This is a genomic window from Paraburkholderia sp. Tr-20389, assembly GCF_017104565.1.
Classification (GTDB): Bacteria; Pseudomonadota; Gammaproteobacteria; order Burkholderiales; family Burkholderiaceae; genus Paraburkholderia.
Genome location: NZ_JAAGPD010000016.1, coordinates 27,991 through 52,033 on the forward strand (window position 1 = coordinate 27,991; position 24,043 = coordinate 52,033).

At 57.1% G+C, this 24,043-nt stretch carries 18 protein-coding genes; 12 read left to right on the plus strand and 6 right to left on the minus strand.

What is annotated here, in order from left to right; all coding sequences use genetic code 11:
* Nucleotides 1-94 precede the first annotated feature (94 nt).
* The gene (locus tag G3N95_RS17550) at nt 95-403 is read left to right on the plus strand and encodes a DUF4148 domain-containing protein (RefSeq protein ID WP_205971356.1); all 309 of its coding nucleotides are present in this window, start codon (nt 95-97) and stop codon (nt 401-403) included.
* 611 nt (nt 404-1,014) lie between these two features.
* On the opposite strand, the gene G3N95_RS17555 is transcribed toward G3N95_RS17550, so the two are convergent.
* Together G3N95_RS17555 and G3N95_RS17560 are read right to left on the minus strand one after the other, a co-directional pair.
* Nucleotides 1,015-2,307, minus strand: coding sequence for an MFS transporter (locus G3N95_RS17555; RefSeq protein WP_205971357.1), 1,293 nt, complete (start codon nt 2,305-2,307; stop codon nt 1,015-1,017).
* Between the two features lie 125 nt (nt 2,308-2,432).
* A complete protein-coding gene (locus G3N95_RS17560; protein ID WP_241018645.1) occupies nt 2,433-3,434 on the minus strand; it encodes a GntR family transcriptional regulator in 1,002 nt (333 codons plus the stop codon).
* Nucleotides 3,435-3,736: 302 nt separating this feature from the next.
* On the opposite strand from G3N95_RS17560, the gene G3N95_RS17565 reads away from it, so the two are divergent.
* Nucleotides 3,737-4,741 carry an ABC transporter substrate-binding protein gene (locus G3N95_RS17565; protein ID WP_205971358.1) on the plus strand — a complete coding sequence of 335 codons (1,005 nt, stop codon included), beginning with the start codon at nt 3,737-3,739 and terminating at the stop codon, nt 4,739-4,741.
* Between the two features lie 329 nt (nt 4,742-5,070).
* On the opposite strand, the gene G3N95_RS40880 is transcribed toward G3N95_RS17565, so the two are convergent.
* A complete protein-coding gene (locus G3N95_RS40880) occupies nt 5,071-6,615 on the minus strand; it encodes a methyl-accepting chemotaxis protein (protein ID WP_205971359.1) in 1,545 nt (514 codons plus the stop codon).
* 712 nt (nt 6,616-7,327) lie between these two features.
* Here G3N95_RS40880 and G3N95_RS17575 point away from each other — a divergent pair.
* Nucleotides 7,328-8,521 carry a porin gene (locus tag G3N95_RS17575; RefSeq protein ID WP_205971360.1) on the plus strand — a complete coding sequence of 398 codons (1,194 nt, stop codon included), beginning with the start codon at nt 7,328-7,330 and terminating at the stop codon, nt 8,519-8,521.
* 129 nt (nt 8,522-8,650) lie between these two features.
* On the opposite strand, the gene G3N95_RS17580 is transcribed toward G3N95_RS17575, so the two are convergent.
* Complete coding sequence (locus tag G3N95_RS17580) at nt 8,651-9,715, minus strand: lactonase family protein (protein ID WP_205971361.1); 1,065 nt, start codon at nt 9,713-9,715, stop codon at nt 8,651-8,653.
* Nucleotides 9,716-10,169: 454 nt separating this feature from the next.
* On the opposite strand from G3N95_RS17580, the gene G3N95_RS17585 reads away from it, so the two are divergent.
* From G3N95_RS17585 to dapA, 9 genes are all read left to right on the plus strand, one after another.
* Entirely contained in the window at nt 10,170-10,589 is a 420-nt protein-coding gene (locus G3N95_RS17585; protein ID WP_205971362.1) for a cupin domain-containing protein, read from the plus strand.
* 148 nt (nt 10,590-10,737) lie between these two features.
* Complete coding sequence (locus G3N95_RS17590) at nt 10,738-11,793, plus strand: Ldh family oxidoreductase (RefSeq protein WP_205971363.1); 1,056 nt, start codon at nt 10,738-10,740, stop codon at nt 11,791-11,793.
* 14 nt (nt 11,794-11,807) lie between these two features.
* Nucleotides 11,808-12,110 carry a putative quinol monooxygenase gene (locus G3N95_RS17595; protein WP_205971364.1) on the plus strand — a complete coding sequence of 101 codons (303 nt, stop codon included), beginning with the start codon at nt 11,808-11,810 and terminating at the stop codon, nt 12,108-12,110.
* 69 nt (nt 12,111-12,179) lie between these two features.
* A complete protein-coding gene (locus G3N95_RS17600) occupies nt 12,180-13,574 on the plus strand; it encodes an aldehyde dehydrogenase family protein (protein ID WP_205971365.1) in 1,395 nt (464 codons plus the stop codon).
* Between the two features lie 448 nt (nt 13,575-14,022).
* On the plus strand, nt 14,023-15,360 hold the full coding sequence (locus G3N95_RS17605; protein WP_205971366.1) for an NAD(P)/FAD-dependent oxidoreductase: 1,338 nt from the start codon (nt 14,023-14,025) through the stop codon (nt 15,358-15,360).
* A gap of 263 nt (nt 15,361-15,623) precedes the next feature.
* A complete protein-coding gene (locus G3N95_RS17610; protein WP_205971367.1) occupies nt 15,624-16,715 on the plus strand; it encodes a GntR family transcriptional regulator in 1,092 nt (363 codons plus the stop codon).
* Between the two features lie 273 nt (nt 16,716-16,988).
* On the plus strand, nt 16,989-18,320 hold the full coding sequence (locus G3N95_RS17615) for a citrate:proton symporter (protein WP_205971368.1): 1,332 nt from the start codon (nt 16,989-16,991) through the stop codon (nt 18,318-18,320).
* A 2-nt stretch (nt 18,321-18,322) separates the two neighbouring features.
* On the plus strand, nt 18,323-19,087 hold the full coding sequence (locus G3N95_RS17620) for an alpha/beta hydrolase (RefSeq protein WP_205971369.1): 765 nt from the start codon (nt 18,323-18,325) through the stop codon (nt 19,085-19,087).
* 404 nt (nt 19,088-19,491) lie between these two features.
* On the plus strand, nt 19,492-20,397 hold the full coding sequence (gene dapA, locus G3N95_RS17625) for a 4-hydroxy-tetrahydrodipicolinate synthase (protein ID WP_205971370.1): 906 nt from the start codon (nt 19,492-19,494) through the stop codon (nt 20,395-20,397).
* Nucleotides 20,398-20,590: 193 nt separating this feature from the next.
* Here dapA and G3N95_RS17630 read toward each other — a convergent pair whose 3' ends face one another.
* Nucleotides 20,591-22,264, minus strand: a complete 1,674-nt coding sequence (locus G3N95_RS17630) for a methyl-accepting chemotaxis protein (protein WP_205971371.1) — start codon at nt 22,262-22,264, stop codon at nt 20,591-20,593.
* A 527-nt stretch (nt 22,265-22,791) separates the two neighbouring features.
* Nucleotides 22,792-23,865 (minus strand): isocitrate/isopropylmalate dehydrogenase family protein, encoded by a 1,074-nt coding sequence (locus G3N95_RS17635; protein ID WP_205971372.1) that lies wholly within the window; start codon nt 23,863-23,865, stop codon nt 22,792-22,794.
* Nucleotides 23,866-24,043 lie beyond the last annotated feature (178 nt).

Here is a 24,043-nt window from a genome sequence, read left to right on the forward strand (position 1 = left end):
ATTCGAATGAAAGAAGTTTCATGAACCTGCTACCTCTTCGACCTAGTGTACTCCGTAAGCTGTATGCACTGACTCAACCACGGAGAGAATCCAAATGAAGACCTTTATCCGCATGGCTGCTCTTACACTGCTCGCATCCGCCGCTGTGCCGGCATTCGCATCGTCTCACCTTACGCCGCAGCAATGCGGCGACTACCCGTTTGCGAAATTGAATCATCCGGTGACCCATACGCAGCTGATGAATGAGCTGAGCGAACTCGAGTCCGTGGGCTACAAGCCGGGAAATAGTGACCCGGAATATCCGAACGATCTCGATTCGGCCGAGGCCCGATTACATACGAAGTTTCAGCGGGACTGCGTTAAACCGCGACGTTCGAACAACGTTCAGATGTCGTCGAATTGAGTCATTTTGCAGTCGAACCGCGACGAGCAGTAATAAGACTACTCAGAGCATCAGTCTGTTGTGCGTTGATGCTTCCACTGGCCAGTTTTGCGAAGATCGATCAAAACGCCAGCTACCATCACGCCCGTCACAGAGCGTCCCAGTCATCGAACTGCGGCGCTACGACGCGGTAGTCAATCAGTATCCTTTCCCGGTGATCGAGGGCTGCAGTTCCTTTGTAGTAGCGATCACCGACCCCTCCCTTCATTCGACGTCCACGTTTTCCCTTTGAACGTCCCATTTCGGGCAGTCACGATACGCTCACCCATGTGAGACGGGATACATTCAAATATTTCCTGTCGCCGCCGCCTCGGGCCGAGTGTTCGACCGTCGGCAATCGTTTCCGGGGTGATCAGGCGGCCGCGAGATTGCTGTCGGGCGAAGCTGGCGAGGATCTGGAGAAGGTAAGGTGGGGTACTTGGGCTCAACGGCAGCCTGACTCAGACCAGAGCCCCGGCAATTTGATGCCACCGCATCGAAGCGGTGGCATTTAGTGCAGTGACAAGCTAGTTCGTGCCGCGCACGATGAACTTATGGGTTGTTTCTCGGCAGCTGATGATTTGCCACGAGATTTATGCCGGCACTTGATTGTCGTTGGAAGTCTGAGGACGAATCATCGGCGAGCGGGTCATGGTCAGGACGACGGTCGCTCCTGCGACGAGGAGAAGCCCAGCGATCCCGAACGCCCAGTCGTAGCTTCCCGTGATCGAGATGACATAACCTGTCGCGATCGGAGCGATCGTGCCGAAGATCTGTCCGCCGACAACGACGAACGCCATAGCCTTTGCCACGTCACGCGAGCTGGGCAGCAGGTCATTGAGCAGGGCGAAGTTCAGTGACGTGGTCGACGCGATACCAGCAAGCGTGATCGAGAAGATGACCAGCAGCACGCCGAGGTTGGACGTGAAGGGCACTGCGAGGATGGTGGCGCCTGTCAGCATCGCGAGAGCCACGGCGTTGCGGCGGCGGCCCGTCCCGGCACCACTGCTCTTTACATATCGGTCGCTAAGTCGTCCGGCGAGAATGCACAGAATCACAGACGCAGCGTACGGAACGGCCGAGAACATCCCCGTGTGCGAGATGCTAAGGTGTCGGGTAGCCTGAAGGTAGCTAGGCAGCCATGTCAGGAAAAGATACTGGGTGTAGACATTGCATCCCTGCGTAATCGCAAGTCCCCACAGAGTCGGCGTACGCAACAGAGCCAGAAGACCTGTCGGACCCTTGCCCTCGTCGTTCGCCTTTGCGGGCTTTGAATCGCGCTCGGCGATGATCTTGTCACGCTCCGCCTCGCTCAACCAACGAGCCTTTTCCGGCGTGTTGAAGAACATGAGCCATGCGGCGAGCCAAACGAAGCCGATCCCACCAGCGATCACGAACGAGATGCGCCAGCCAAAGGCAGCGACAAGTGCTCCCAGCAAGATAGAGCAGACGGCTGGGCCAGCGTATGAACCGCTGTTGAACATCGACGTCACCATGCCACGCTCGCTCGCCGGGATCCACTGGCGGATTACCTTTCCACCGACCGGATTGCTCACCGATTCACCGGCACCCATTACCAGCCGGGCTGCCATGAGGCTGACGAAGGTGGAAGCTGCACCCGTGAGAGCAGTAGCTGCGGACCAGATGAAGATCCCGACGCCGGCCATACGTTTCGTACCGAAACGATCGACCAAAAATCCCATCGGCAGCAGGAACAGCGCATACGTCCAAATGAACGATGAAAACAGGTACCCCATGCCCACGGAGGTCAGCTTGAACTCAGCCGCGATCGGTTTCGCTGCGATCGAAAGGGCGATGCGGTCCATGTAGTTGATCATGGACAGACAGAAGAGGAAGAGGGCTATCCAGCCACGGCGATACGACATGCTTGTCTCCAGGGGCGCGGGCTGTGCCCGGGCCGGTATCAATGTCTTTTAAGCATTTTGTGACAACAAAACGCAGTGCAACTTTTAAAAAAAGCGGCCGGAGGCCGCGGTGACCGTAAATCGGGTTACGAGGATGGTGTGAACACCTCCGTAGCGTGAACCTTGGCGCGTCTCGCACCTTCGATGTGATCTCGAAGAAGCGCCGCGGCACGAAGAAGATCGTGTTGTGAAATGGCGTCCAGGATCGCAAGGTGCTCGAGCGCTTGCCCTTGGCGTGGCTTGCGAGCGCGGGCCTGTCGATATTCAACAAGGCGGCGCAGACGGTCCATCCGTCGCACTGACTGCGCGATGAACCGATTTCCCGACCACTTCGCAATGGTCTCGTGAAAATCGCTGTTGGCCTCGAAGAGTTCAACCGAATTCATGGTCAGGTAGCCACTACCAGCTATGAACTGCTGTCGACGGCGCAGTTCCTCGAGTTCCACACGGTTCACGCTGAAAGTAGGCGACATGATGCCCGTCGGTTCGATGGCTGCACGGAAAAGGTAGCTCTCTTCGTACGCTTCAACGGAATCGATCATGGACATGAATTGCCAGCCATGTCCCACCTGCCGTTCGAGCCAGCCTTCCTCTTGCATCCGCGACAGCACACGACGAAGTTCACTCCGCGAAACGTCGTATTGCCGCATCAGATCAGCTTCGGTGACGACATCCGATAGCCGGCGCGCGAGTCTGTCGTCCGCAATTTTCAGATAAAGCGGATTGTCAGGTTCGTTGAAAAACTGCTCGGCGATGTCCGTTACGTCGCGAGCCGGTTTTGCCATGAAGAAGCCGCGATTGGTGTCGTAATAGACCACTCCAAGCGAGGCGAGATGATGCAATGCCACATTGACCGGCGTGCGGGACGTCCCGATTTTGTCGGCCAGGACGGATTCGGCAAGCCGGTCACCGATGGCGAGATCTTCGCGGCGAGCCAGAGCAAGGATTTCACGCGCCACCCGGGTTTGGAGCGGCGACAGGGCAGTAGGGGTATCAGCAGACGATTCCATGGTAGAGGGCGGCAAATGGCCGTTCACGACCGCCGGATGCGGCGGTGCAACTGAAATGCCGGATGTCAATTTTGCCATTGCCTCGTTCCTCCGGTAACTGCCAGCTTGCTGCCGATCAGGGAAATTACCGAGTGTGATGCTGTTTGCGGATGCGTTTTATGATCATAGAATGCATGACACAGAAACGCAACCTGTGGATGCTGGTCCTGGCGAAAACCCCGAGATCCGGCGCTCGCCGAAAAATACGCATCGGAAATGGGGGCGGAAGTTGGATGAAGCCGGTTCTGGGGCATCGCTGGCCGGGAACCTAGGCCTGAGCCCGTGATCGAGAAGCTGTCGTTGTTGCAGAGATGAGAAATTACACAAAAAGGAGATACCAGATGAAGCTAAAGCTTCGCAGTACTGCCGTTATCGCAGCAGCTATTTTCACCCTCCACAACGCAGATGCATCGGCTGCGGACAAAATTACCATCATTGTCGGCGGCATCAACAAGCTCATCTATTTGCCACCCAAGCTCGCCGAGAACCTGGGCTATTTCAAGGATGAGGGGCTCGACGTCGAACTGCAGTCGCAGCAGGCGGGGGTTGACGCCGAGAACGAGTTGCTCGCGGGTGCGGCCCAGGCAGTTGTCGGCTTCTACGATCATTCGATCGATCTGCAGTCGAAGGGAAAGAGCGTTCAAAGTATTGTCGTCTTCGGCCTGGTCCCCGGAAGCAAGGAGCTGGTTCGATCGGACGTCGCGGATCGCATCCGCAATATGGGTGATCTCAAGGGGCAAACGCTCGGCGTGACGGCATTGGGCTCCTCTTCGAGCTATCTCGGCCAGTACATGGCGGGCAAATATGGTTTGAAAAGTTCCGACTTCTCGATATTGCCCGTCGGTGCCGGAAACAGTTTGATGGCTTCCATCAAGCAGAAACGCGTGGAAGTAGCCTGGACGACTGAGCCGACCACTTCGCTGCTTGTGGCAAGCGGCGACGCAAAGGTGCTGGTTGACCTCAGCACTGTCGACGGAACCAAGGCCGCGCTTGGTGGGCTCTATCCGGCATCGAGTCTGTACGTCGAGAGCGGATGGGCCAGGACACACAAGACTGAAGCGACAAAACTCGCGAGAGCGTTTGTCAGGGCGCTGCAGTTCATCCAGACTCATCCCGCTGAGGAGATCGCAGCGAAGATGCCTACCGACTATTACGGCGGGAATAAGGCTCTCTATGTGCAGGCTCTGAAAGCCTCGCTTCCGATGTATTCCCCGGATGGAAAAATGCCCGATGGAGGGCCGGAGACTGTGCTTAAGGTGATGAGCGCCTTCAATCCCAACATCAAGGGGAAGCACATTAACCTGTCGGAAACTTATACGAACTCGTTTGTGACAGAAGCAAAATAGGTGGCTTGTGCGACGCGGTGTGTTGTCTGGCAATCCGCGTCGCAACTATCATCTAGATCTTGCCGTCCATTCCTTCGCCTCTTTCCGTTGGCTGGGCGGGAGCCGATCCTGATACCTGGCTGGAGAAGGCGGCATGCGCGGCGTCGATATAGCTCCGGGCCGCCTTCGGTTTTGCCTGTGTCAGGGCCCGAACCCCGTTCCGAGCAGTGGAGCCTACCCGAAAAGGTTGCAGCCGGTCGTGATGCCGTCACTTCGCATCAAGACAGGCTCGCGACAGTCGCCAGTGACCACCACGTCAACTGCTATAGCCAACGTACCCTTTGGTCTTGTCACGCTATACGGAACACGCTCACAACCGATCGGAGTTGGTCGGCCTGTTCATCGAGCGCCGCCGCTGCGGCAGCCGCTTCTTCGACGAGCGCGGCGTTCTGTTGTGTTACTTCATCCATCTGGCCGACAGCGATGCCCACCTGCTCAATCCCGCGGGTTTGCTCGAAAGAGGCGGAAGCAATATCAGACATTATTGCGGTCACGCGCTCGATTGACGATTGTATGCGCCCCATCGTTTGACCGGCCTGATCAACGAGTTGAGCTCCGACCTTCACCCGCGAACCAGATGTCTCGATAAGGGTTTTAATCTCCTTTGCGGCTGCTGCTGAGCGTTGGGCGAGGGAGCGTACTTCGCCGGCGACGACGGCAAAGCCGCGCCCATGATCGCCGGCCCGAGCGGCTTCCACTGCGGCGTTCAACGCAAGGATATTGGTCTGGAAAGCTACGCCTTCGATCATGGTGATGATTTCAGCCATACGGTCCGAGCTTTCGCTGATCTCCGTCATTGTTCTCACGACGTCGAGGACGATTGCGCTACCATCCCCGGCCACACTTCGCGCCTCCTTCGCAAATCCGCTCGCGCGCTCAGCATTTTCGGAGTTCTGCTTAACTGTGGCAGTGAGCTGTTCCATGCTCGCGGCGGTTTCCTCTAGTGACGCCGCCTGATGTTCGGTGCGCGAGGAAAGGTCCATATTGCCTGCCGTTATCTGGCGCGCTGCATCGGCGATCGCAGTCGTCGATGCCTTGATCGTGCCAATCGTGTGGGACAAGTTGCCCTGCATCTTTGCCATCGACGAAATGAGACTTACCTCATCATTTCGGCTGGTCACCAACGGGGAAGCGAGGTTGCCTTGGGCGATTTGATACGCAGCTTCTCTTGCGTAAGCCGGATCGCCGCCGATTTCTCTGCTCAGGCTGCGGATTATCCACACTGCGAAAATAGAAGCGACGGAGCCGGCAAGCAGCACCTCCAACCCTTGCAGTATCAGTGCCTTGAGAAATGCGGCATCAATATCGTCGACATACGCACCGGTGCCGATGATCCAGTCCCAATCTCCCACGGTTCGAACCGCCGATATCTTCGCTGAGTCGACCTTCTCGCCAGGCTTTGGAGTGTTGGTATTGACATAGCCATGCCCCGTTCGCACGGCGTCGAAAATCGCAGCAAAAATGCGGTTGCCCTTGCTGTCCGTCAGGTTGGCCACATTCGTTCCGACCATCTGGGGGCGAACCGGATTGAGCAACATGACAGGCTCGCGGGTCGCCGCAAAGATATACCCGTCTGTCCCATAGCGGAGACGCCCCAGTTCAGCGAGCGCCGCACGCTGGGCGTCGGCTAGCGACAATTCACCAGCTCCGACCTTGCGTTTGTACGCGTCGATGACATGGTTTGCAGCGTCGAGCACGGTATCGAGGGTCGCTTTGCGATCTTCGATCATCGTACGACGATGCTGAACGACACTAAGGACGCTGATGAAAGCCAACGTCAGCCAGACGACACCGACGAGTGACCATAGTTTGCGGTGAAACGACAAGTGGATCATGTCCCAGCAACTCCCATATTTGCCGTTGCAACTTAACGGCAAGCAATTTCCAAACTTGATATGCGCCCGTCGCAATTCTCATGTCTCGGATCGTGAGGACGTCACCTAGTCGAGGGCGCGGCGGCGCAGCCCTTAACCGACCTGCAAGGACGTACGGCGAGGGAGGGCAAGCGCGTCGAGACGCCCCCGTTCTTTGGCTGCGGGCGATCAAGCGGGACCGCTTCCGCTGCGGCGGCGTCCTGCGCATCGCCCAGTCTTATAGCATTTCATGATCTTAAAACGCAATGCAAACGAACTATAAAATTGGCTGACGTTGTATCGCCGCAAATCGGCACGCGGCCCCGTAACTGACGCATGCATTGAGATCACAACCTGCGAATGGTCTAGAACGGCTGTAAAGGCTTGATTAACGGGCGAATTGCTAACGCTCGACAATCTGCGCGCTGGCGCCAATTTCTGCTCGCGAGCCGGCGTCTTCTCCCTCGACGATTGTTAGGCTAGGGTATCCACCAACATGAAAGTGCGTTGTGTATACATAAAATGCAACCGTAAATTTTGGGGTGTGAATAAAAAGTCAGTTTGCTGTCTAGATCCGTCCGTTACGAGACGGCGTGGTGACTGGTGTCGCCGACGTCATAGCCGGAATGAATTTAGGCATGCGAAAGACGTGCTATCGATTTTGCAATCGCTGAAAAGCGGAGGAGAGGGAAGCGTGAAGAAGACTGGGATTTCGGCTCTCGTGTTGTCGATGATGGGAATGTTCGCAGCTGCTGCTCATGCACAAGGCAGCGCGACCCTGTACGGGATCATCGACGAAGGTTTCAACTACAACAGCAACATGAAAGGAAGCCGGTCGTACGCGTTACAGAGCGGCGTGATGCAAGGTAGCCGTTGGGGCTTGCGCGGGTTGGAAGACCTCGGGGGCGGGCTGAAGACGATCTTCGTACTGGAAAGTGGCTTCGACGTGAATAACGGCAAAGCCGGACAGGGCGGACTGCTCTTTGGGCGCCAGGCATTCGTCGGTGTGACGAGTGACCGCATCGGTTCGTTCACTCTCGGCCGTCAGTACGACGTCGACGCGGATTTCGTCGGGCCGTTCGAGGCAGGTACGCAATGGAGTGGTAATGTCGGCGCGCACCCCGGCGACCTCGACAACTTCAACAACACCGTCCGAACGAACAACTCGATCAAGTTCAAAAGCCTTTCGTACGCGGGCTTTTCGTTTGGCGCGATGTACAGCCTCGGCGGCGTCGCGGGTGACGTAACCCGCAATCAGGCGTGGTCTGTTGGTGCGGGCTACACCAATGGCCCGTTGGCCCTGGGTGTCGGTTATATGAACGTCCGCAACCCGAACGTGAGCTTCTTCGGGAATGCTACGACTGGTACCCCATCGGCTTCAACATCCAATGTCACATATCCGATTTACAGCGGCTTCATGTCCGCACGCACCTATCAGGTCATCGGCGCGGGCGGAGCGTACACGCTTGGAGCTGCCACGTTGGGCTTCACCTATTCGAACGTGGCTTTCAAGGATCTCGGCGATCTGAGCTCGGGCCCGAACCCGTCGCGATACGCGGGCAGTGTTCACTTCAACAACGCGGAAGCGAACTTCAAATATCAGGTAACGCCTGCGTTGATCGTCGGCGTCGCGTACGACTACACGAACAGCAGCAAGATCTCCAGCGGTAGTGGTACCAACAATGGCGCAACGTACCATCAAGGCATGCTTGGAGTGGACTATTTCCTGTCGAAGCGCACTGACGTTTATGTGATGGGCATCTATCAGAAGGCATCGGGGACGGACTCCCGGAATCAATCGGCGATCGCATCGATCAACAACCAGTCTTCGCCGTCCAGCAACGACCGGCAGGCGCTCGTGCGCGTGGGCATTCGCCACAAGTTCTGATTGCGCCTGGCGCAAAAGGACGTCGAACGCGGCATTTAACCGGTAGTGTCCGGCCCGCAGGTCATACGGGCCGGACGTTTTGTTTCGGAGTCGCAGAAAGTTAGGCCCGGCAGCGCGATTGGAAACCCGTTAAGCCCTTGTGCTGAAGATAATGCAGACGGGGCTTCCCGTCTCGATCACCTGACCTGTTGCCGCGAGTCCAGTATCCTTGAGCGCGAACTCGACGATCGTGTCGGATCGTTCGTTGGCCACATAAAGATGCCGGCTCTCGGGGTCCAGTCCGATGAAGCGTGGGAAGTCTCCCTGACAGGAGACCCAGTCGGTCTCGCCGGGCATACCATTTTCGTCAAGTGCTATCGCAGCAACTGTGTTGCTACCCCTGTTCGATACGAGGAGCTGCTGTGCGTCCGCGGTGATGACGATGCCCGCTGCGGTCGATTCGCCAGCGAACCCAGGTGGGAGCACAGGCGCCGTTTTCAGCGACGTTAGTTTCCCGGACGCAGCGTCGAAGTTCCACACTGTCACCGTTGAATTCAGTTCGTTTGCGATATACACGAACGGTAGCTTCGGGTGAAACGCAGCATGACGAGGTCCTGATCCAGCCTCCCAGCGCTCTGTGTGAACTTCGCATGTCCCGTCCGGGTGCCAGCGAACCGCCGATACCGAATCAATTCCTTTATCGGGGACAATGTGCCAATCCGAGTCGCAGAAGGGTGTCTGGTAACGCGAAATATGATGCGGATGCGAGCCTTTCTGCTCCTTCGTGTGAGGGCCCGGTAAGCCAGTGAACGTTACGATCTCGTTCGATGATTCCAAGGCACCGTCTCCCGCTATCGGAAGACGGGCGATGCATCCCGTTGCGTAGTTCGCGATAGCAAGCCATTGTTCATCTGCCGAGAATGCGAGGTGAACCGGATTGCGGCCATTACAAGCCACAGAGTTTACGAAAGTCAGTCGCCCCGACTCAGCGTCAACGCGAAAGCTGCTTGCCATTTCCCCGTCGCCGTGCACGGCATAGAGCATGGTCTGCGCTCGATTCATGACCAGAAAAGAGGGGTTGTCGAGTGTCGGAAATACGTCGACAAGCGTCCATCTCTTGGTATCAGCGCTTACCTGATAGAGCGCAATGCCTTTTCCTCGTGCGTTGCGTTCACGCGTCGTGCGACAACCTACGTAAGCAAACTTCCTGGCCATTCTGTATCCGCCTTCTCTGATGTCCGGTTGTTGGCGATCTATGACGCGACTCTGCCATCGTCCGGATGTCTAAACATAAGTGCATTATATGGTCATAAAAAGCTGACAGTAAAGCTGATCGGTGTGATTCCAGTAACTGCCCAGGGGCGGCTGTTGATTGCAGGGCTAGCGACCACCGCATCTGCGCTAGGGAGCCATATATTTTCAGAAGGCTTGCAGACCGTGGCCGCGTCAAGCGGCTGGCGCGCTTCAAATTAACTCCGACCCTACTAATATAGCTGACTCCAGGGTAAGCCATAGGTGCTCTCCTTATTGCATTCTATAATCACAAAACGCTATACTTTGGCTCATGAAGTGGTCGAAAGGCCCTTGCACCTTGCTTGGATCCAGATGCGATGCCCGGGCGAGTCACCCACGATGACCGGACCGGCCATCAAAAACCTTGGAGTCAATCATGACGATGCGTACCCCTTCTGGCGCAGCTTTGCTCAAACCGGAAAACCTCGTAACTTACGAGCGGGGCGGCGGTGCACGCACGACGCCGCTCGTGAACGGCGAACTCGGCACGAGCAGCTTCATCACCGGCTACACGTCGTTTGACCCGGGTGTCGAAATCCCCTTCCACAGCCACAACTGTCAGGAAAGTGTCGTGTTGATGGAGGGTGAGGCAATGCTCGACATCGACGGGCTGGAGTATCAGTTGAAGGCCCACGACGTGACCTTCATTCCGCCGAACGTCAATCACCGCTTTCGTAACCTGTCCAAGACGAACCCGATGAAGATTCTCTGGATCTACGCGAACACAGAAGCTACGCGTACGCTCACCGAGTCGGGCGCAACGGCACCGGTGTCGGCTGAGCACGTGAAACGCTAAATCGCGCAAGGCGTCAGCGACGTTGGTCGTCTGGTGCATTCCATATCTTCTTTTACCGTGCCGACAATTCACTTCCTTGCCATGTTGCATGGAAGCTTGCTACGCACGATATAGATCCGTTTAGTTGTCTGTTTGACCGGGAGATCTCATGCCATACCTCGTTCAGGCGGAAGGGTTGAGCCGATTTGGCGAAGCCGTTCTCGAAACTCTGGGCGTCCCTGCCGCCGATGCACACCTTTTGGCTGATAGCCTGGTCGTTGCTGAACTTTGGGGCCATTCATCGCACGGCATGCTCCGTCTGCCCTGGTACGTTGACCGTCTGCGCAGCGGAGTGATGACTGCGCAGACGAAGCCGGAACTCGTCGTCGATAACGGCGCGATTGCAGTGATGGATGGGCATCAAGGCGTCGGTCAGGTTCTTACGGCAAAGGCTGTAGAACTCGGGATCGCACGTGCACGTGAACATGGCATCAGCGCGATCGGTGTGCGCAACTCGAATCACTTCGGTACCGCCGCCTATTTCACGCGTAAAGCGGCTGAGCAGGGCTGCGTGGCGATCCTCGCGACGAACGCGAGCCCAGCGATGGCGCCGTGGGGTGGCCGTCAGAAGAGTGTCGGGACCAATCCCTGGTCGATCGCGGCTCCGGCGGGAGAGCGAGGCGTCGCGGTACTGGACATCGCCAACACAGCGGTCGCGCGTGGAAAGATCTATCTCGCCGCCGAGCGCGACCAGTCGATCCCCGAAGGCTGGGCCGCCGATGAGAACGGTGTCCCGACAACCGATGCCAAGAAGGCGATTCATGGCATCGTCCTGCCGATGGCCGCGCATAAGGGCTACATCATCTCGTTCATGATGGACGTGCTGGCCGGGGTGCTGACGGGCAGTCACTTCGGTACGAAGGTCGCGGGGCCGTACGAAGCGAACAAGGTGTCCGGTGCCGGTCATATGCTGATCACCATCGATATCAAGTCGATGATGCCCGAGGCGGAATTCGCGCAGCGAATGGAAGAGTTGATCGCCGAAATCAAGGCTGTGCCGACTGCTCACGGCGTGGAGGAAATCTTCTTTCCCGGTGAGATTGAGGATCGCAACACGGTTCGGTTGCGCGAGTCCGGTATCACGCTGGCAGATACGACGTGGCACAGCATGGAAAAGCTGGCGCAAGAGGCTGGCGTTTCACTCCCCATAACCAAGGCAGCCTGAAAGATAGGAAAGACATGATTGCTCTGATCGTTTCGCTTCAAGTCCACGAGGACAAGCTGGACAAGTTCCTTGCAGCCATCGAGGAAAACGCTGCCCGTACGTTTAACGACGAGGCCGGTTGCACGTATTTCGATGTCACGCGGGACACGAAGGATCCACTTCACTTCATCTTCTACGAGCTTTACGAAGATGAAGCCGCAATCGATGCACACCGAGCGGCTCCGCATTTCGCGAAATGGCGCGAGGCGGCTGACGAATGCGTGGTTAAAGGTAGCCAGGTTAACACGATCTGCAAGCAGCTTTTCCACCACGTATAACCCCGAGGCGTCAAATCGTCCGTCCGACGGCGGCGCCCGCAGCGAACACCCAAGTAAGGTACAAGTGTCATGACGACCCAGATTGCTACTATTTGCCCGATCAACGGCGCGCAACTCGAAACATATCCGTCGATGTCTGACGCCGCTATCGAAAGCGCGGTGAGCAAAGGTTACGCGGCTGCGAAGTCGTGGGGCCAGCGACCGTTGGACGAGCGCGTCGCTGCGGTCCGAAGGCTTGCTGAAGAACTGCGGAAGCAGGCGGGCGCATTCGCCGAGCTGATAACTTCCGAAATGGGCAAGGTTTCGGCGGAAGCTGCGGGCGAAATGGAGAAGTCTGCCGTGACGGCGCTCTACTATGCCGACAACGCGTCGCGTATCCTCGGCGACGAAAAGGTGTCGATCGACGGCGTTGACGCATGGGTGAGCTATGAACCTATCGGGTTGGTGCTCGCGGTGATGCCGTGGAACTTCCCCGTGTGGCAGGTCATGCGATTCGCGATTCCGTCGATTACTGCGGGCAATGGAATCGTACTCAAGCATTCGCCGAACGTGACCGGTTGTGCGCTTGCACTTCAGCAACTGTTCGTTGACGCAGGTCTGCCTGAGAACCTCGTCACGACCCTTGTCGTTGCCGAACCGGACGTCCCAGCAGTTAGTGATCGTCTCATCAACGACGATCGAATCGCGGCGGTGACGCTGACTGGCTCCAATCGCGCAGGCGCGGCTGTTGGTGCTGCCGCGGGACGAGCATCGAAGAAGTCGGTTCTGGAGTTGGGTGGCTCGGACGCGTTCGTTGTACTGGATGACGCGGACCTCGACACCGCGGTCGCGGCTGCCGTGAAGGCGCGCTTTCACAATGCTGGTCAGAGCTGTGTGTGCGCGAAGCGATTCATCGTATCCGAGGCAATCGCCCAAAAGTTCACGGAAAAATTCGTCACAGCGACAAAGGCCCTGGTTGTCGGCGATCCGCGCCAGGCCAATACGCAGGTCGGTCCGCTCGCCCGTGGTGATTTGCGCGACGCGCTGAATCGTCAGGTGCGCGAGTCGGTCGCCGCTGGCGCGGTGCTGCTGACCGGCGGTAAGGCGGTTGACGGCCCTGGCTTTTTCTACGAGCCGACGGTGCTGGGCGCAACCGCTCCCGGCATGGTGGCCTTCGACGAGGAAACGTTCGGCCCGCTCGCCGCTATCGCCGTAGCGAAGAGTGACGACGATGCTATCCGTCTCGCCAATGCTTCGCCGTTTGGCCTTTCGATCAGTGTGTGGTCGAAATCGAAAGATCGGGCGTTTGCTGTGGCCAAAGGCGTGACGAGTGGCGCCGCATTCATCAATGCGGTAACTGCGTCGGATGCTCGAATTCCTTTTGGCGGTACCAAGAAGTCGGGCTACGGTCGCGAACTGGCAGCGGCGGGTATTCGGGAGTTCACGAACGCGCGTACGTACTGGGCAGTTGAACAAAAAGCCTAAGTCGCCGAGTCCTTTCTTTCAGCGCTGGAGGCTCCCAGCGTAAAGCTTCCTGACCGGTGGCTTCCGCTTCGGTACCGTCGTCGTCTCAACGACGACGGCGGCATCGAGCGGCAGCCACTTCTTTTTTACTCAGGCCGTTGGCGAACGTTCGATAGCGGCGCCGACTTTCAAGCGTTACGAACGAAGCAACGCGAGGCCAGCGGCGACCTCACGCTGCGCCAGTTGGAGTAGCAGCGCGGGTTGCACGCGACGTGCGCCGCGTCGCTGCGCTTCATGATTCCTCGATGTGGGCCTCTACCGAGCGCCTATATTCGCTCAGACCAGCCCACGGGTAATGAACCCGCCTCTCTCAAGGCGCGTGGATCATGACCTTCGTAGCGCTCGTCGGTCAAACGATGCATTTTTGCAACTGCGGGTTCAACCAGGAACGGCAGCAACGGAGAGTGGTATGCACCGAATCATCGTAGTTGGTGGTGGGGCTGGCGGGTTGGAGCTAGCGACACGTCTAGGCGATCGTTATAGCAAAAGCCGCAAAGGTGTTGCGCAAGCCAGCGTAACGCTGGTTGACCGCTTCCCGACTCACATCTGGAAGCCCCTTTTGCACGAAGTCGCTGCCGGAAGTATGGATCCGTTCACGCAAGAGTTGTCATACGCGGCGCAGGCCCGCTGGCACAACTTCGAGTTCCAGCTCGGCGAACTCGTTAGCCTCGATCGTGACGCTCGCCGGATTACCCTGGGTCGCATCGTCGACGACGACGGAGCCGAACTGCTACCGGGACGAGACCTGAAATACGACACGCTGATCATCGCAATCGGCAGCACCACTCACTTCTTTGGGGTGAAAGGCGCACCGGAAAACTCGATCGCACTGGACACCGTTGGCGAGGCAGAGCGATTCCGTAAACGTTTGATATCTGCATGTGTGCGTGCTGAGTTTGGCGCCACCGATAACGCACGGGAAGACCAAAGCGAAAAACCAAAAATTCAGGTTGCAATCGTCGGCGCCGGCGCAACGGGCGTCGAGCTGTCTGCGGAACTCAGAAATACGGCTCAGGTGCTGTCCGCTTATGGATTGCACAAACTCGATCCGCGCCATGACGTTGGCATCGTTCTGATCGAAGCGGGCCCGCGGATCCTGCCAGCGCTTTCTGAAAAAGTCTCGAAGACCACGGGAGAATTGCTAGAAAAACTCGGTGTGAAGCTGATGACTGGAGAGACGGTCGCAGAGGTGACGCCCGGATCGGTTCATACGGCAAGCGGCAAAACGATTCGCGCGGACCTGACAGTTTGGGCAGCGGGCATTAAAGCGCCAGCAGTTTTGGGCACACTCGACGGCCTCTCGACAAACCGTCTCGGCCAACTGGAAGTGCGTCGTACTCTGCAAACGATGATCGACGACAATATTTTTGCCCTCGGCGACTGCGCTGGATGCCCATGGCCTGACCACGATGGCCGCAATGTGCCGCCCCGTGCACAGGCTGCGCATCAGCAAGCGAGCTTCCTCTTTAAGGCGCTCGATGCTCGATTGAACGGAAGGGCGTTGCCTGAATTTACCTACCGCGATCTTGGGTCGCTGGTTTCTCTCGGCCGATTTAGCGCTGTGGGCAATCTGATGGGCGGGGTGATTGGGGGCAATATGTTTATCGAAGGCCTGTTTGCCCGCTTCATGTACATGTCACTGTACAGGATGCACGTCGCAGCTATGCACGGCTACCCACGCATGGTGCTCGATACGATCGCGCACTGGCTACGACGCACCACATTGCCTCGTGTCAAGCTTCACTGACCCGGTCAGGCGTCGCCAATATGCCACCAATGCGCTGGAGTCTGATGCGCCGGATCGATGCTATTCTCGAAGCATCCACTTGTGAATGAGTTTAAAGATCATAAAACGCATTAAATTGGCCGAAGGTGGTGACCGCGCGTTCTCTCCATAAAGAAGTTTTCATCTATACTGGGGTTAATATCTAAAGTCTTTCGGGAAAGCGGGCGCTATCATCTCTAAATGCATTTATGGATAATAAAACGCATTAATGGTTTTTAGGCGCCTTGTTTTTCGATGTCTACGCATGCAACGGGCAGCTCGCCTCGGGTTGTTCGGGCTATTGGCTCTACATGGCAGCGATTTGCGTGATGGGAGCCGGCTTGCGCCTTTGTCGAAAGCCGCGCATGCCCAGGGGCGTACGCGACTGGGAAGGAATGCTCACGTTTTCGATGTTGGGCACTACATCATTTGACATGGTCCACAAACTAAAGGGTGTGCTGGCGGCGCAAGTCGCAACGAAAATTGCGGAGCTTGCACGCCAGCGATCAATGCATGTTGGCGATCCTCTGCGCGAAGTTGTACTTGCGAGCGAGCTGGGCTTATCTCGCACACCGGTTAGACGCGGTCTTACCCTTCTTACGCAATATGGAATAGCCGTAAAGTCGGATAGGACAGTCCGGCTCGCGATAGAAGGCGAGCAGATTGATCTATCCACCCTGCCGTTCGGTGATGACCCGCTTGAAGACCTGTATCTGCGGATCGCGGCGGATTGTGCTTCAGGGGTGATCGCGGAGGAATTCTCAGAGGCGGAACTGATTCGCAAACTGAACGTATCGAGAGGAAAACTGCTGAAGGTGTTGGGCCGACTGGCCAATGACGGCATGGTTAACAGGAAGGCTGGACATGGCTGGCGCATCAGCCCTTTCCTGCGAGACGTCAACGCTCACATCGAGAGCTATCGATTCCGGATGTCTATTGAGCCGGCAGCGATCATGGAGCCTGATTTTCGAATCGACACATCGGCGTTCAAGGAAATCCGTAGCGTGCAGATGGCCATGCTGGAGCGAGAAGCGATTCCGGCGGAAGAGGTTTTTGAAAACGGATGTCGGTTCCACGAAATGTTAGTCCGATGCTCCGGCAACCGGTTTTTCATTGAGGCCGTCGAACGTCAGAATCAACTCCGAAGGTTCATCGAATATCACGCTGCGCCGGAGCACTGTGTGCTCACAAAGCAGTGTAAGGAACACCTCGAGATCTTGGATCTTATCGAGAGTGGCAGCCGCGAGCACGCTTCTGCGTTTATGCGGCGACATCTCGATGTCGCGAGCAAGGATAAGGACGGACAGCCGGTCGAGGGTATCGGGCCGCAGTTTTAGTTCACGAGGTAATTTTCCTCCCGTAGACGAATTCGCTCGGTGCCGTCGGTGCGAGAGGAGATGCTCCAGGCACCGGTGTTGCCTTGTCCACGCAGGGAGTTTGTGAGCAGCGGTCAAAGAAAGCGTGTGTTTTTTGCGTGACGGGTTCTTCTGCCTCAATCGTCAGTCCAGGCGGACAAAGCGGCCGATGCCGTCTAGATCCAGTCGGACGGTGACTAGTTGAATGGATCTCGCGCAATCCGCTAACGTAACTAGATTAAGGAAAAAGAACTAATGATGCTTACCGCCATCGGCTTGTCAGCGATGTTGCTCGTAGTCTACGCCTTAGTGAAAGGAAAGGCCGCGCCTCTCGTCGTGTTGACACTGGTCCCGATCGGGGCCGCCGCGCTCGCGGGCTTTGGTCCTCAGCAAATAAGCGACTTCGCCAACAAAGGGGCTCTTTCCGTAGCGCCAATAGCGAGTCTGTTCATCTTCGCAATTCTGTTTTTTTCAACGGTGCGAGAGGCCGGCATATTCGAGCCTTTGGTAAAAGCGCTCCTCCGGTTCGCAGGAGATCGTGTCGTCAGAGTCACGGTGGCAACTTCGCTTGTCGCTATGATCGCGCATCTCGAGGGCATCGGCGCAGCGACTTTTCTTATAGCAATCCCAGCCTTTCTGCCCGTCTACCGTCGGCTGCGCATGAGCGAATACGATCTCTTGCTCATTACCGGCCTATCGGCAGGGGTCGTCAACTTTGCCCCGTGGGGTGGCCCTATCGGGCGGGCGGCGCTGGCGATGCACCTGAATCCAGTTGAGCTTTGGACAGGGTTGATTCCTGTCCAACTCGTTGGGGTCGTGTGCGCTCTGACCGTCGCGTTCATGGTCGGAAAACGCGCCGAGCGCAATCTCGCGTTGACGACGCCTGAATCAGTCAGCGTTGATCAGGGCGCTATTGATACCGAGTCTCCCTCGCCCGTGAAGGGTGCCGCGCGTGCGGATATGCGTACGGGACGCGCTATGTATTGGTGCAATGTAGCGTTGACGGTCGGCGCCATCGCATGCCTTGTGCTGACACACATATCGCCGACTATTGTATTTCTTTGTGCTCTCGCTGTAGCTCTGTTGCTGAACTTTCGAACACCGCAAGCCCAACTCGCGCAGATAAAAGGGCATGCCTCGGAGGCGCTGACAATGGGCGCACTGATGTTCGCCGCAGGTTGCTTTTTAGGTGTGATGGACGGTTCCGGCATGCTGCCCCGGATCTCCGCAGCCCTTACCAATTTGATGCCGGGTTTCGTCGGTCCTTATATCCATATTCTCATAGGCTCAGTGTCGCTTTTTATTGGCGCATTGTTCAGCCCGGACCCGTTCTACCTTGGTCTTATGCCAATGGTGGACGGCATCGCACGCGCGCATGGCGTCCCATCCGATTCGGTAGCACGAGCGATGATGATCGGCGAAAGTATCGGTTTCTCAATTAGCCCGGCTGTGCCAACCGCATACCTGGCTGCGGGACTGGCGGGATGTGAGATTGGCGAGTTCATGCGCCGCTCCCTGTTCACCGTATGGGTGGTCAGTTTGATCATGGTCGGCTCGGCCGTGCTGTTTGGGATCGTGAAGGTATAGCCATGTCGATCCTGTATCCCGTCTCCGAAAAGTTGAGCCTCACTGCAGCTCTCGAACCACGCAAGCGCACAATTCTTTGCATTCCCGGAACGTTGATCTCGCCGCGTATCTTTGAGGCGTATGCCGGGCCGAAGGGCTTCCAACTAGCGGCAGTCTCGTGGATGACAGAATCAGGACCGTGGGACATCGAGGGTGTTGCGTCAAAAATTCTAGCGTTGATCGATCGACTGGAACTCCCCGAAGTGTTTCTGGTTGGGCATTCGGCGGGCGGGGCAATCTGCCTGAGCGTAGCCCTACGCAGAAAGCTCGCCGGTTTGGTTCTGTCGAATACCGGCGCGAACACGGCCACTCACGGTGATCCCAACTATCCCCAGCGTATTCTGGTTTCGTGGGACGAGACGATGCGAAGGGCTCAAATCAGGAGATGCTTCGTCAGGATGCCTCCTACCGAATCGCTCCAGATGCTTGACGAGTATGCAGACAGGTGCCCCAGAGACGGCGTTTTCGCCGCAGCGACCAGCCTTCGCCGGCTCGATTTCGCGCCGTCGCTGGCACAGATCGATTGTCCTGTTTTGCTTGCGTTCGGCAGGCTTGATCCTGTTCGAACTGAACGAGACGTTGAAGCCCTCAGAAGCGGAATCGCTGAGGCATCCATAGCGATGCTCGATGCAGGCCACACGCCGATGATGGAAGCATCGCATGACTGGAATAGCGCCGTGAATTCGTGGATTTCGTCGATCGACTCGCTTAAGCATCGACCCTGCTAACGCATTTCACCGATCGTGTTGCCGTTCCTTTTTGCGAGCTAAGGATAACGATGAAATACCGCTGCAAGCTCGATTCATACCGAAGCTGGCAACTTTGGGGGTTGGCGAGGGTTGCTGATGTCCGTTGCGGGAGTCGGACTCTGGTGCGTTTCCAACGGGGCATTCTCCCTTGACGATAAAGAGCCGGTGGCTGTAGCGGCCGTGCTAGTGGGCGTTTTTGCGACAGCGTGCTCGGGGCACGGGCTTCGCCATCGGTAAGCTGCATATCGATACCCGTCTGACTCGTTTCGAGTCAGCTGTTACTTTGTATTTGAAGACTTCTCCACGTCGGCTCGATTTAGTACTTTCTCGAGCCATTAACCCGGCACCGCCGGGTCTTTTTTTTGGTTCCTTTGTAGATTGTTATGTCGATTTTTTCCGGAATATGGATTCCACTCGTAACGCCGTTCGACGGCCACTCTGTCGATCACGTTTCCCTTGACAGGCTGGTGCGCTACTACGCCGGCGCTGGCGTGTCTGGTTTTGTCGCGCTTGGCACCACCGGCGAGCCTGCCGGCCTTAGTGAAGAGGAGCAGACCGCGGTGCTTTCGACTGTGATTACTGCAGCCGGCACCCTGCCTGTAGTCGCTGGCGTGAGCGGGAATAACACGACGTCTGTTTGCGAGAAACTGGAAGCTCTCAACGACAAGTCGATCGCGGGAGTGCTGGCAGCCGCACCATACTACATCCGTCCGTCGCAAGCGGGCATAGTTGGTCATTTTGAGGCGATTGCCGATAAAAGCCGCGTGCCTGTCATCCTCTACGACATTCCCGCGCGAACTGGCGTCCGCCTTGAATTGCCGACGCTGTTGGAGCTTGCAGGACACGAGCGCATCGTGGCCCTGAAGGATTGTGGCGGCGAACTGGACAAGACGCTGGCGCTTATTCTTGACGGTCGCTTGCAAGTGCTGTGCGGTGAGGATCTCGAGATGTTCGGCGCATTGTGCGTGGGCGCGAGCGGGGCAATCGCCGCATCTGCCCATCTTTTGCCGGAGCGGTTTGTCGCAATGGCGCGTGCGCTGGAGGAAGGGCGATTAGCCGATGCGCGCGTGCTGTGGCATGCACTTGTTCCGCTTGTGCGAGCAAGCTTCGCTGAACCAAATCCCGGTCCGGTCAAAGCGGCGCTCGCGCGATGCGGCTTGATCCGGAACGAGCTCCGCCCCCCTATGACGCCCGTGAGTGACGAACTCATTGCAACGTGGGATGAGATGTTCAAGGCTTCCGGGCAGCGTGAGCTCTTCCGCTGGAACAGGGAAACCGCGATCGGCTAAATGCCCGAAGAGTACCTGTTGCAGCGCCGCTACATGGGGTCGCGGCGGGCCCCATGTGCGCACTGCCATGCGAGAGTGTCGTAGGGGTCAGGTTGAAAGCGGTATGCGGGCAGCATCTGCCTTTGCATCGGCATCTAGGGCTGCGTACTAAAGCAGGGCGCGGGGCGTATCGTGTGTACGCTTAAAAGCCGGATCAGAACCTGTCCCACTCCGTACTGGCCGATTCATGCGCTGCTGCTGTGTCCTCGCGGGCACGGCGCTGGCTTGAGAGAGACACTCCTACCGACTGCGTACGGCGGCTTGAACGCGGTGCTTGTTGCGGAGACGGGTCGTCACCGCTCAATTTGAACACCGCTACTGCGGCGCGAAGACCGTCTGCCTGCGTTTCGAGCGATTGCGCGGCAGCGGCGGCCTCCTCGACCAACGCTGCGTTTTGCTGGGTAACCTCGTCCATCTGTGTGACAGCTCGCCCGACCTGATCTATTCCGCTACTCTGTTCTTGGGAGGCGGCTGAGATTTCACCCATGATGTCGGTGACGCGTCGGACCGCGGTTATGATTTCCGTCATCGTGCGTCCCGCGTCGTCGACCAAGGTCGAGCCCGCCTTGACGCGCTCCACTGAAATTTCGATGAGCTCTTTGATCTCTTTGGCAGCACCGGACGAGCGCTGTGCCAAGGAGCGGACTTCGCCAGCGACGACGGCAAAGCCGCGGCCCTCTTCGCCAGCCCGTGCGGCCTCGACGGCCGCGTTAAGCGCCAGTATGTTGGTCTGAAAGGCGATGCTTTCGATGATGCTGATGATGTCGGCGATCTTCTCGGAGCTTGCAGTAATATCACTCATAGTCGTGACCACCTGGGAAACGACGTGGCTACCACGGTCCGCGACATCCGAAGCATTGGCCGCGAGGACGCTTGCCTGTCGGGCATTGTCCGCGTTTTGTCTCACTGTGCCCGTGATCTCTTCCATGCTCGACGCAGTTTCCTGGAGCGCTGCGGCCTGTTCTTCCGTTCTGCTCGACAGGTCAAGATTGCCGGCCGCGATTTGGCGCGTGGCAGAGGCGATCGCTTCCGTGCCTTTACGGACTAAATTAACGGTGTCAACCAAACCGCTTTGCATCTTTGCGATCCCGCGCAGCAAATGACCCATTTCGTCGTTGGTGGACGCCTCGATATTCACACGCAGGTCACCGGACGCGATAGTGTCAAATTGCTCGAGCGCGGTCTCGATAGGACGTGAAATCCGTCGGCGCAGGCTAGCCCACGAGATCCCGGCAGAAAAAATTCCGATAAGAATTGCACAGATATTGAGTGTTCGAAAGGCAGTGTATTGCGCATGCCCTTGCTCGTAGGACTCTTTTGCATCGTCGATCTGACGTTGCCGCAGCGCGTCGCCTGAGTCTTCGAGCTTTGAATAATCGTCCTGAACAGCGCTGGCAATCGCTGCTGCCTTGTCGTGGTCGTTCGCGCGCACCGCTGCATAACCTTGGTCGAGCATACGGAGCAGGCTGATGCGTTGCGCATTGAATGCGTCGGCCTGCGCCTTTTCCTCAGGCGATGCAGGCAAGGCTGCGTATGCGTTCCACGCCTCATCGGATTTCTTCCGCAGTGCCGCGGAGTGCGCGATGGCGTCGTCTACTGCTAAAGAGTTCGAACTCAGGACAGCCCGATCAAGTGAAAGACGTTCTCGGCCAACATAAGTAACGGCGTCGCTTACCTCAACCGCACTGGGCAACTGGTTCCTGAAAAGATCGAGATTGTTCGAATCGGCATTTTGCATGCCAATCAGTCCGGTAATGCCAACGGCTGCAAGCAGAGCGCTGAGGAAAGCCATGACCAGTGCGAGGCGGCCTTTGATTGTAGTGAACACGTACCGATTACCTGTGATTTTAAGGAGGATGAAGATGGCACATCGAGTCAGCAGCTACATTTCAACCGATCAATGAAAACCACTGGATTGAATATCGGCTTACAACGGATATGCTGAAGGGAAGCGGGGAAGCATTTTTGATTATCGTTAAATGAGGTGAGTTGTTACTCGTTCTCTGGATGCTACCCGCACTAGCCAAACCGTCCATTCGAGTTCAACTTCACCTTCATCTTAGCCGGGAGGCTGTGGACAGTCGATCTCAATTCGAATCGTCGCTTCAAATCGCTTTGAATAGAATATTCCTCAGACGTTATAAGAAAAGAAGCAGAAGTATGAAATAATATTTATCATCCGGTGATAGAAGCAAGCGACATTTCAATCGCATGTTCTTCGCGGTTTAATGGCCGCGAAGCTGCGCCGCGACGCACAGGCGTGGTCGAGAGCGTATTCTGATCGTCGACTGCGCTAATGACCAAGCGGCTTGTCCTTGGTCCACGCTCAAGTTCAAGCCGGTCAGCCTCTGCGGTTCAATTCATGCGCACGCAAGCTGCAACTTTCAGTGCGAACGCGTTGCATCCCGTCGTGCCGCCAAGATCGGCAGTTTGGTCTGCCGGGTTCCCGAGGACAGTGTCGACGGCCAGATCAATAGCGGTAGCGGCTGCGATGAGACTCGGCTTTTGCCGGTACTCGCCGATCCAGCGTAAAAGCATACTGACCGAGAGAATCATCGACGTCGGATTTGCTTTGTCCTGGTCTTGAATATCGGGTGCAGAGCCGTGCTGCGCCTGCGCGCAACAGAGATGATCGCCGGCCATGATAGAGCCACCGAGACCAATGCTTCCGGACAGCTCCGCGGCGAGATCGCTGAGGATGTCGCCATAAAAGTTCGTCGCGACGAGCACATCAAATGTTTCCGGATTACGCACGAGATGTGCAGTCGAAGCGTCTACGAGCATGTCGTTCAACTGCACTTCGGGGAAATCCTTGGCAACGTCGCGCACGCACTCGAGGAAAAGTCCGTCTGTCATGTGGAAGCTGTTCGACTTATGGATGGCCGTCACTTTTTTTCTTCGCTTCATTGCCAGCTCGAACGCACGACGCGCTATGCGCTCGCTGCAATGACGGGTGATCTTTCGCACTGAAAGCGCCATATCCTTGGACGGCATCATCTCGCCCCAGCCGAGGTGCATATTACGGTCTGGATAAAAGCCCTCTGTCGCCTCGCGCATGATGACGAGGTCCATGCACTTTCCTTCGCGCATGTTAGACCTGAGGAAAGTGCGGGTGCATGACGGTCGGACGTTGGCATAAAGGTCTAGTACGCATCGGAACGCGGCGGACACATTGCGGCCGCCTTTGTCGGGCGGTGGATAGTCGGCGTGCGAGACCGTTCCGAGAATCAAGCCGTCGTACATTGGCGCCCTTTCGAGGAGTTCGGGGCGCAGCGTCGTGCCGTATTTTTCAAGGCTAGCGAATCCGATGTCCTCGTAGTCGTACCGAAGGCCGAGGTTGAAGATTTTGTCGGCTCGATCGAGCACCTCGATAGATGCGGCTACGATTTCGGGGCCGATCCCATCGCCGGGACAGACGAGAATGCGCATGAAGGATTACCTGTTAGATGAGGGTGTTAGGAAGACTTGATCGGCGACCTGACTGGCCACCGAGGCTAGCGGCTGCAGAATGCGCCGCAAACGGACCACGCTGGCATGGCTTTGACCCAACTCGGGATCTACAACGTGAATGTTGGGCGCGACTTCGAAGGACTGAATCCAGTTAAAG